Genomic DNA, 8,493 nt, shown 5'->3' on the forward strand with positions numbered 1-8,493 from the left:
CCAGAAGGAAACTGTTGGCGGCTCCGCTAACATCAAATCCTGATCAGCAGGTCTTTGCCTTTCAATGAGTTAAGATGAGGTGCATTATGAGTCGTGGCCGCTGGGGCATACCAACATCGAGAACACGGTCCGATATCTCGGCGTCGACATCGACGACGCACTCACCTTGTCTGAACGGACCGAAATCTGAGACTTTTACCGATTCCTCGATCACCTCGGGGAGCTGGTCTAACAGCATGAATAACCGGCAGCTATCAACGAGCAATTTCGAGCAAGCGAACGTCCGGTCTGTCGGCGGGACCTGCCAGCGCCGTCTTGACCTCATGCCGTCCCCTTTTCTCCGGCAGAGAGGCAGTGCGACCAACAGTTGGCCAGAATCTCCGGTGCTGGAGTCGGGCACGCTTGCGATACGAGCCCACGCCGGGCGCGGCCTCTGCGTGGAAGCGCTACGGCCCTCTAGTCGTCTACTTCGTCCAGAAAGGCGTCGATAAGCGCAAGAACAACCTCATGTCCCGAGGACACTCCGAGCTGCCGCTCCCGGCTCAATGACAAAGCAACGCTGCTGGCAAGGATCGCCAGGGCTGCCGGCGGAATCGCGTTGCTGTTCGCCTTGCGCCTTACGGCAGCCTCGATCGCTTCGATTTCAATGTCGCGCGATTCCTCGATGAAGTGGATTACTTCAGCACGAAGGTCGGCGATTCGGTTGGCAAGAGCCATAAACTCCGAGATCAGCCGCGCGTCGGTGCTGCCGACGTTTGTGTTCCACATTTCGCGCAGCGAATGAGGCGAATTGAGCGCATCCCTCAGCCGCTTCAATTCGCGCTCTGACAGGCGCCGGAACAGCGCGACGACGAGATCATCCATTGTGTGGAAATAGTAGTACACGAGGCGTTGCTTGACGCCGATCCGCTCGGCAATGCGGCGGGAGGTGAGTTCGGCGTGGCCTTCCTCGCGCAGGATGTCTTCAGCTCCGTCGAGCATTGCATGCCAGTTTTCTGAGCCCGGAGGTCCCATTCGTCGGGCCGGTTCTGGCTTCGTCGTAGTCATCGGAGGCTATCCATCCGGGGGTGGGTATCGTGCGAGGGGAGGTTCGTAAAGCTGGTAAGTCGCGCATATCGACGACGATTGACCTTGCCCGGGGCAGTGCTAACATATCGACGAGCAGAGCGTGGTCGGGAGAGTGCGATGGGAGAATCGGCGCAGCGCCTTGCCGGCAAGGTGGCGATCGTGACGGGCGGCGGGCAGGGCATCGGCGAAGCCATCGCCGTGGGCTATGCGGCGCAGGGCGCGAAGGTGCTCATCACCGGGCGCACCAAGAGCAAGCTCGACGACGTGGCCGCCAGGATCGCGGCGGCCGGCGGGACGGCCACCGGCATCGAGGCGCTTGCCGGCAACAAGGAGCACGCCGTCGCCACGGTCGAGCGCGCCCTCACCGAGTGGGGCCGGGTCGACGTGCTGGTCAACAACGCCCACACCTTCACCGACTACTTACCCCTGGAGGACCCCAAGATGGAGGAGAACTGCCACACCGACTTCCAGTCGGCGTTCTTCGGCTCGCTCCAGCTGATGCAGGCGTGCTTCCCGCACATGGTCAGCCAGGGCGGTGGGTCGATCATCAACATGGGCACCGGCTTTTCGATCCGCTGCGAGCCCGGTTTCCTCGCCTATGCCGCCAGCAAGGAGGCGATCCGCGCGCTGACCAAGACCGCGGCGCGCGAATGGGGCAAGCACAACATCCGGGTGAATACGATCCTGCCCTCAGCGCTCACCCCAAAGGCGATCTGGTACCTCGAGGATTCGGGCACATACGACCTCGAGCTGTCGAAGGTGGCCATGGGCCGCTTCGGCGAGCCGCAGGATATCGCGCCGACGGCGGTGTTCCTCGCCAGCGACGATTCCTCGTTCGTGACCGGCCAGACGATCGGCGTCGAGGGCGGGACGACGATGCTGTGATGGCAGGATGACAGACATGAGCAGCGATATTCGAACCGCTATCGTCACTGGAGGCGCCTCCGGGATGGGCAAGGCGACGGCGCAGCGCTTGGCGCGCGACGGCCGTTCGGTGGGCGTACTCGATATCGATCGTGCCGGCGCCGAAGCGGTCGCGGCCGAAATCGCGGCAGCCGGGGGGAAGGCCATCGCGCTGGCAGCCGACATGGCCGATCGCAGCCAGGTCGAAGCGGCGGTTGCGGAAACGCGCCAAGCCTTCGGCCCGATCACGATCGTCGTCAACAACGCGGCGGTCGAGAACTTCGCCCCGATCGGCGAGGTCACCGAAGCCGACTGGGACCGCCTGATGGCGGTCAACCTCAAGGGTGCCTTCCTCCTGATCCAGGCTGTACTTCCCGACATGATGGCGGCCGGCTGGGGCCGGATCGTCAACATATCGGGGTTCGGCGCGCAGATCGGCGCGCCGAACATGGCGCTCTACACCGCCACCAAGGGCGGCGTGATCTCGATGACGCGTTCGATGGCGGTCGAACTCGGCTCCAAGGGCATCACCGTCAATTCGGTTTCGCCGGGCTTCATCGATACGCCGATGGCACGCCGCGCGATCGAGGGCGACCTGTTTCCGGTTCCCTACGAGCAGATCCTCGCCGCTTATCCGATCCCCCGGCTGGGGCAGGCGGAGGAGATCGCCGCCGCCTGCGCCTTCTTCGCCTCCGACGAGGCCGGTTACGTCACCGGCCAGCTGCTTGGGGTGAACGGTGGGGCTGCGTTCTAGTCGAAGCCAGGGAGATCGATCATGAGGCAATTCACCAGCGACGCCGGCCGGGAGTCCTGATGCGATGGCGATCGCCGATGTCACGCAAGTCGCGCTCTCCGACCTGATTTCGCTGAAAGGCCGCAGTGCCGTCGTCACCGGCGGCGCCCAGGGGCTCGGCAAGGCGATGGCGCGGCGACTTGCCGAAGCCGGCGCTTCCGTCCTGATCGGCGACCTCAAGGCCGAACAGGCGCAGGCGGCCGCCGCCGAGCTGAGCGCAGCTTACGGCGGCAAGGTCGTCGCCGCTGCGCTCGACGTCACCGACAGCGCTTCGATCGCGGCCGCAGCGGATCTGGCTGCGCGCGAACTGGGCGGGCTCGATATCTGGGTGAACAACGCCGGCCTCTATCCCAATGTCCCCCTGATCGAGATGACCGACGACGCCTGGGACAGGGTGATGGCGGTCAATCTGCGCGGCGTGTTCGCGAGCTGCCGCGAAGCGGCGCGGCGCATGATCGAGGCGGGCAAGGGCGGCGTGCTGATCAACGTCGTCTCGACGGCCGGCTTCAGCGGCGTCGCTCCGGGAGTTTCCGCCTATGTGGCGTCCAAGCACGGCGTGCGCGGCCTGGTCCGCCAGCTCGCCATCGAGCTCGCCCCGCACGACATCCGCGTGCTCGGCGTCGCCCCCACGTTCTGCGAGACCGAAGGCAACACGGCCGCGCTCGCCCAGCTTCCCGACCGCGTGCGGCAGGAGATTGCGGCGACGCTGACTTCGCGCCTCGGCCGCGTCGGCGTACCCGACGACATCGCCCGGGTCGTGCTCTTCGCTGCCTCGGACATGGCGCTGTTCATGACCGGCAGCACCCTGCTCGCCGATGCCGGAGAGGTGGCCTAAGCGGGCTCGAACTCGATGTGGAGTTCGGCGAGACTGCGGAAGGTGTAAGTCGGCTCGAAGCGATAGTGCCGGTTTTCGGCAGGGCCGTGGTGCTCGTCCGAGATGCGGATATTGTTGGCGCGGGCCAGCAGGCGCTCGATCGCGATCCGTGCCTCCATCCGGCCCAGCGGTGCGCCGAGGCAGCCGTGGAAACCGCGCCCGAAGCCCATGTGATCACGCAGGTTCGGACGGTCGATGTCGAAGCGCTCGGGGTGTTCGAAATGCGCGGAATCGTTGCTGGCGGCGTTATAGCACACGGTGAGGATGGTGCCTGCCGTCACGGCGACCCCGGCGACTTCGGTGTCGGCGAGCGCCAGCCGGTAGGCGACCTTCACCGGCGCATCGTAGCGCAGCACTTCCTCGACGAAGTCGGAAATGCGCCTCGGCTCGTCACGCAACCGCTGCTGCAGCACAGGGTCTTCCGCCAGGATCAGGACCGCCATCGCAATCAGGCGCGAGGTCGTGTCTTGCCCGGCGCCGAACAAGAACCGCGCCAGGGCCGAGACCGCATCGAATTCGGGCCGCAAGCCGTCCTTGAAGGTCGCATGGACCAGGTCCGACATCAGGTCACCGCGCGGACGCTCCAACCGATCGCGCAAGTACTCGTCGAAGCGCGGTTTCATGGAGATCAGCGGATCGGGACCGATCTTGTGAACCGCATCCCCGTCGATCTGGCTCGGCGGCGCCCCGATCAGCTCGAGCAGCTCCGCCCGGTCATCCTCGGGAATGCCCATCAGGTCGGAAATGGCGTAAGTCGTGGTGGCGTGCGCGTACTCGGGCATGACCTCGCACCGGGCCTTGCCGATGAAGCCGTCGATCAACCGATCGGCCAGCCCGCGCAGATAATCCTCGTTCTGCTTCAGGCGCTTGTAGGTAAGCAGGCCTCCCAGCAGCATCCGGTGCTCCTGGTGGCGCTTGCCGTCCATGCAGACGAGGTGGTCCGCCCAGGGCAGCTCACCGCGGTGCCGTTCAAGCTGGTCGCGGATGTCGCTTCCTTCGGGCGCGAACGGCAGGCCCGGGATCGGCCCCACGACCGAGCAGGCGTTCGAGAACACGCCCGTCTTGTCGTTGAGCACCTCGAGCGCGGCGTCGAAGCCGGTGACCATCAATGTGTTCTGAAATGCTTCCGGGGTGACCGGTCCCCGGGCGCGCATGAGTTCGAAGTAGCTGCGCGAATCCGCAATCACTCCCGGATCGCTGAAGAAGTCGGGGGTCGGAGACGTCATGGAGTTCCTCCGCTCTGTACCGTACGAGCCAGCGCCGTGCGAGATGTTCGTCATTATGTTAGCAAGGCTCGCAGGCCATTGCAAACCATTGCTGCTAACACTATGACGAACGACATGGTGAGAGGATGGCTATGACCGGCATGACGACCCGTGCGTTCGACAGGATCGCCTCGGGCCTTTACCTCGAAGGCCTCGCCGTCGACCGGGCGCGCGGGGTCATCTGGTACAGCGACGTGATCGGCGGCGGCATCCACGGCGTGACGCCCGATGGCACCCCGGCCGGCTCGTTCAACGCCGGCCGGATGTGGACCGGCGGCGTCATGCTGAACCACGATGGCGCGGTGCTGTCCTCCGGCGAAGGCGGGATCATGTGGAACGATCCGGCCAAGGGGCGATCGGGCTGGCTGATCGACACGCTGGACGGTGCACCGGTCAACGGGATCAACGAGATGGTGCCCGACGGTGCCGGCGGCATCTTCTTCGGCACCAACGACATCGAGATGGTTATCAAGGGTGAAGCCACGCGCCCGACCGAGCTCTGGCGGCTCACCGCCGATCGCGAGGCTATCAAGCTTGCCGAGGGCATCGGCTTCACCAACGGTCTCGCCTACGACGCTGCGCGCCGCAGGTTTTATTGCAACGACACGTTTCACGGCACCTGGGTGTTCGACGTCGCCGACGATCTCACACTGTCGAACAAGACCGAATTCCTCGCGAAGGAGGACGTCGACGGCATGGCGCTCGACGCGGCGGGCAACCTTTGGATCACCGGTTTCCGCTCGAGCTTCCTCACCCGCGTTGCCCCCGACGGAATGCTGCTGGACCGCGTCGAGACACCGGCCGGCTCGATCACCCAGCTCCGCTTCGGCGGCGCCGACATGCGCGACATCTTTTTCAACTCGGTGCCGGCCGACGGCGGGGACACACTGAAGGAGGGCGGCGAGATCACCGCTCGAAATTCCTTCCTGTTCCGGGGCCGCTCCGACGTGCCAGGCCTCGCAATTGCGCCTGCGCGCTTCGATCTCGCCTGAAAGGATACTGATGCCCGACCAAAACCCCATCGTCCTCGTTACCGGTGCCAGCCGCGGGGCGGGCAGAGGTATCGCCATCGCGCTCGGCGCACACGGCTGCACTGTTTACGTGACGGGCCGCTCGAAGGCGTCCGGCGACCACCCTCTACCGGGTACGATCTATGAGACGGCCGACGCCGTGACCCAGGCTGGGGGCAAGGGCATCGCGGTCGCCTGCGACCATGCGGACGATGCCCAGGTCGAGGCATTGTTTGCGCAGATCAAGGCCGAGCAGGGTCGGCTCGACGTGCTCGTCAACAATGCCGCCGCAGTCTATGACGAGCTGACCCAGCCCGGCAATTTCTGGGAAAAGCCGCTGAAGCTCGCCGACATGATCGATGTCGGCATTCGCAGCAGTTACGTCGCCTCGTGGCATGCGGCTCCGCTGATGATCGGGCAGGACAAGGCTCTGGTGGTGTTCACCTCCGCCTCCGGCGCGGTGCACTATGCGCTGGGTCCGGCCTATGGTGCGCACAAGGCAAGCCTGGACAAGATGGCTTCCGACATGGCGGTCGACTTCGCCTATGCGAACAGCAACGTCGCCGCGGTCTCGATCTGGATGGGTGCGGTGCTGACCGAGCGCCTGAAGACGGTGATCGATTCCGACCGCGAGAAGTACGGCACGCTCGAGAACATCTCGGAAAGCCCGGGCTTCACCGGAGACGTGGTCTGGGCCTTGTTCAACGATCCGGAACTCGCCGGCAAATCGGGCAGGACCTTCATCGGCGCCGAGCTCGCCCGTGAATACGGCATCACCGATCAGGGCCGCCAACCGCCGTCCTACCGTGAGACGCACGGCGCCGTACCCTTCGAATACTTTCCCACCATCATCCGTTAGGACCGACCATGTCGATCAATACCGAGGCCCGGCGCCGGATCGCGGATCGCCACGACGAGATCCTGGGGCAGCCGCCCCGCATCGAACCGGTCGACCGCGCCGACGTTGCCGCCGAAGTCCAGGAAACGACGCGGCAGCTCATCGGCGCGATCACTGGCCGCGCCGACATGCCGGTCCCGCCGGTCGAGGCCATCCCCGAGATCATGTTCACGCTGTGCCGCTTCCCCGTGCTGTGGCAGGCAGTCATGGACGTGACCAAGCCGCTCCAGGGTCCCGCCAGCGTGCTGCCGCCGCGCGACCGCAAGCTCGCGATCCTGCGCACGGGATGGCTCTGCCAAGCGCCGTACGAGTTCGGCGAGCATGTCGCTCAGGCCAAGCGCATGGGCTTCACGCCGGAGGAGGTCGAGGCGGTTACCCTGGGCTTGCAGGCTCCCGGCTGGACCGACCACGAGCGGGCGATCCTTGCGGCGGTCGAAGAGCTGCACAAGAACGCAATGGTGAGCGATGACACCTGGGCTCAACTCGCGAAGCGGTTCGATGAACACCAAATGTTCGAGCTCCTGGTCCTCATCGGCCAGTTCACCGCCACGGCGTACTTTCAGAACTCGCTGTGTTTACGGCTGGAAGCGAACAACGCGGGCCTCGCAGCCCGTTGAACGAAAGGAGCGAAGGCATGGATAGCGACAGCGAACTCGCGCAGCTCAAGGCGCAGGTCCAGCATTTGCAGGACCGCCAGGATATCCTCGACGTTATCGTCCGCGAGTCCCGCGGCCGCGACCGGCACGATGCCGAACTGACGGCCAGCTGCTATTGGCCCGAGGGCGCGGACGAGCACGGTCCGGTGCCGTTCCCCGCGACCGAATATCCGGAGATTGCCAACAAGGGCCACGCCGCTGCGTTCGCGATGAACCAGCACAACCTGGCCAATCACACCTGCGAGATCGACGGCGATACCGCCTATTGCGAAACCTACGTCGTCGGCACGCTGCTGTCGCACGACGGCCTGACCTGCACGATGGCGGCCGGCCGCTATCTCGACCAGCTCGAGAAGCGCAACGGCGAATGGCGCATCCTGTGGCGCCGCTCCACCGTCGAGGCTGCGATCCGGGGCGACGCGAGCTGGCTGCACTCGCCGCCGGTCAAGGGCTTCCTCAAGGGCACGCGCGACCGTGAGGACCTGTCGTACCAGCGCCCCTATAAGATTGGCGGTCCGGGTGCGCGGTGGCAGTAGCTCCGACTGTCGCGGCAGTCCCGCCAATTCGCTTCGGTGCAGGCCGAAAATCTGATGGCGACCAGACTTGCGCCGGCTTGTCGCGAGCAGGCCGGAAGAGCGGCATGCGATACCATTCGCTCCGAGACCCGCAGACCGCCGACGGTCTCTCGTTTGCCACGAGACCGTGCGGCATTCGCAACAGCGCAGAACTATACATTTAAACTCGAGTACCGACAGCTCCCCTGGAGGCTATTGGTCACCCGGCGCTGCGCCTCCCGAAATTCCCTCCCATCCTTCACCTTGAGGCACACCGTCAGGGCCGCGGCGCGGTGGCGGCGCATTCACGATCACGCGGACCTCCCCGTAGTTCTGCGCCAGCGTTTGATTGTCCGGGTCAACCAAGCCGTCGCGCTGCCCGTTGGCGGTCAGCCTGATGATGTAATTTCCCGGCGCGGTGAAGCTTACCGTGCGGGTAACGTCGACTTTCTGCAACGGTTTGGAAAGGATC

10 protein-coding genes and 1 pseudogene are annotated in these 8,493 nt (G+C 65.0%); 8 read left to right on the forward strand and 3 right to left on the reverse strand.

What is annotated here, in order from left to right:
- Nucleotides 1–100: 100 nt before the first annotated feature.
- Nucleotides 101–190 (forward strand): annotated as a pseudogene (locus IEX32_RS20805) (integrase); the annotation flags it as partial.
- 266 nt (nucleotides 191–456) lie between these two features.
- Here the strand turns inward: IEX32_RS20805 and IEX32_RS19605 are convergent.
- Nucleotides 457–1,047 (reverse strand): TetR/AcrR family transcriptional regulator, encoded by a 591-nt coding sequence (locus IEX32_RS19605; protein WP_229736514.1) that lies wholly within the window; start codon nucleotides 1,045–1,047, stop codon nucleotides 457–459.
- A 138-nt stretch (nucleotides 1,048–1,185) separates the two neighbouring features.
- Here IEX32_RS19605 and IEX32_RS19610 point away from each other — a divergent pair, with 138 nt between their 5' ends.
- The 3 genes from IEX32_RS19610 (at nucleotide 1,186) to IEX32_RS19620 (ending at nucleotide 3,599) form a co-directional block, all read left to right on the forward strand.
- Nucleotides 1,186–1,953 (forward strand): SDR family NAD(P)-dependent oxidoreductase, encoded by a 768-nt coding sequence (locus tag IEX32_RS19610; protein ID WP_188773223.1) that lies wholly within the window; start codon nucleotides 1,186–1,188, stop codon nucleotides 1,951–1,953.
- Between the two features lie 16 nt (nucleotides 1,954–1,969).
- Nucleotides 1,970–2,725 carry an SDR family NAD(P)-dependent oxidoreductase gene (locus IEX32_RS19615; protein WP_188773224.1) on the forward strand — a complete coding sequence of 252 codons (756 nt, stop codon included), beginning with the start codon at nucleotides 1,970–1,972 and terminating at the stop codon, nucleotides 2,723–2,725.
- Between the two features lie 64 nt (nucleotides 2,726–2,789).
- Nucleotides 2,790–3,599 (forward strand): SDR family NAD(P)-dependent oxidoreductase, encoded by an 810-nt coding sequence (locus IEX32_RS19620; RefSeq protein WP_188773225.1) that lies wholly within the window; start codon nucleotides 2,790–2,792, stop codon nucleotides 3,597–3,599.
- Here the strand turns inward: IEX32_RS19620 and IEX32_RS19625 are convergent.
- Nucleotides 3,596–4,864, reverse strand: coding sequence for a cytochrome P450 (locus tag IEX32_RS19625; RefSeq protein WP_188773226.1), 1,269 nt, complete (start codon nucleotides 4,862–4,864; stop codon nucleotides 3,596–3,598). The genes IEX32_RS19620 and IEX32_RS19625 overlap by 4 nt on opposite strands.
- A gap of 131 nt (nucleotides 4,865–4,995) precedes the next feature.
- Between IEX32_RS19625 and IEX32_RS19630 the strand changes: the two genes are divergently transcribed.
- Genes IEX32_RS19630 through IEX32_RS19645 form a run of 4 tightly spaced genes read left to right on the forward strand, consistent with a single transcriptional unit; the run spans nucleotide 4,996 to nucleotide 8,003 of the window.
- On the forward strand, nucleotides 4,996–5,895 hold the full coding sequence (locus IEX32_RS19630; protein ID WP_188773227.1) for an SMP-30/gluconolactonase/LRE family protein: 900 nt from the start codon (nucleotides 4,996–4,998) through the stop codon (nucleotides 5,893–5,895).
- 10 nt (nucleotides 5,896–5,905) lie between these two features.
- Nucleotides 5,906–6,772, forward strand: a complete 867-nt coding sequence (locus tag IEX32_RS19635; protein WP_188773228.1) for an SDR family NAD(P)-dependent oxidoreductase — start codon at nucleotides 5,906–5,908, stop codon at nucleotides 6,770–6,772.
- Between the two features lie 8 nt (nucleotides 6,773–6,780).
- Nucleotides 6,781–7,428 carry a carboxymuconolactone decarboxylase family protein gene (locus IEX32_RS19640; RefSeq protein WP_229736515.1) on the forward strand — a complete coding sequence of 216 codons (648 nt, stop codon included), beginning with the start codon at nucleotides 6,781–6,783 and terminating at the stop codon, nucleotides 7,426–7,428.
- A 17-nt stretch (nucleotides 7,429–7,445) separates the two neighbouring features.
- Nucleotides 7,446–8,003, forward strand: a complete 558-nt coding sequence (locus IEX32_RS19645; RefSeq protein ID WP_188773229.1) for a nuclear transport factor 2 family protein — start codon at nucleotides 7,446–7,448, stop codon at nucleotides 8,001–8,003.
- 231 nt (nucleotides 8,004–8,234) lie between these two features.
- Here IEX32_RS19645 and IEX32_RS19650 read toward each other — a convergent pair.
- Nucleotides 8,235–8,493: hypothetical protein (locus IEX32_RS19650; RefSeq protein ID WP_188773230.1), on the reverse strand; the 259-nt coding region annotated here is incomplete at its 5' end.

The sequence above is a fragment of the Novosphingobium endophyticum genome (assembly GCF_014640675.1).
GTDB classification, from domain to species: domain Bacteria; phylum Pseudomonadota; class Alphaproteobacteria; order Sphingomonadales; family Sphingomonadaceae; genus Novosphingobium; species Novosphingobium endophyticum.

Excerpts from the sequence above, each read along its gene's own strand:
- IEX32_RS19605 (WP_229736514.1), bottom strand. The coding sequence starts at position 1,047 with ATGACTACGACGAAGCCAGAACCGGCCCGACGAATGGGACCTCCGGGC.
- IEX32_RS19610 (WP_188773223.1), top strand. The coding sequence starts at position 1,186 with ATGGGAGAATCGGCGCAGCGCCTTGCCGGCAAGGTGGCGATCGTGACG.
- IEX32_RS19615 (WP_188773224.1), top strand. The coding sequence starts at position 1,970 with ATGAGCAGCGATATTCGAACCGCTATCGTCACTGGAGGCGCCTCCGGG.
- IEX32_RS19620 (WP_188773225.1), top strand. The coding sequence starts at position 2,790 with ATGGCGATCGCCGATGTCACGCAAGTCGCGCTCTCCGACCTGATTTCG.
- IEX32_RS19625 (WP_188773226.1), bottom strand. The coding sequence starts at position 4,864 with ATGACGTCTCCGACCCCCGACTTCTTCAGCGATCCGGGAGTGATTGCG.
- IEX32_RS19630 (WP_188773227.1), top strand. The coding sequence starts at position 4,996 with ATGACCGGCATGACGACCCGTGCGTTCGACAGGATCGCCTCGGGCCTT.
- IEX32_RS19635 (WP_188773228.1), top strand. The coding sequence starts at position 5,906 with ATGCCCGACCAAAACCCCATCGTCCTCGTTACCGGTGCCAGCCGCGGG.
- IEX32_RS19640 (WP_229736515.1), top strand. The coding sequence starts at position 6,781 with ATGTCGATCAATACCGAGGCCCGGCGCCGGATCGCGGATCGCCACGAC.
- IEX32_RS19645 (WP_188773229.1), top strand. The coding sequence starts at position 7,446 with ATGGATAGCGACAGCGAACTCGCGCAGCTCAAGGCGCAGGTCCAGCAT.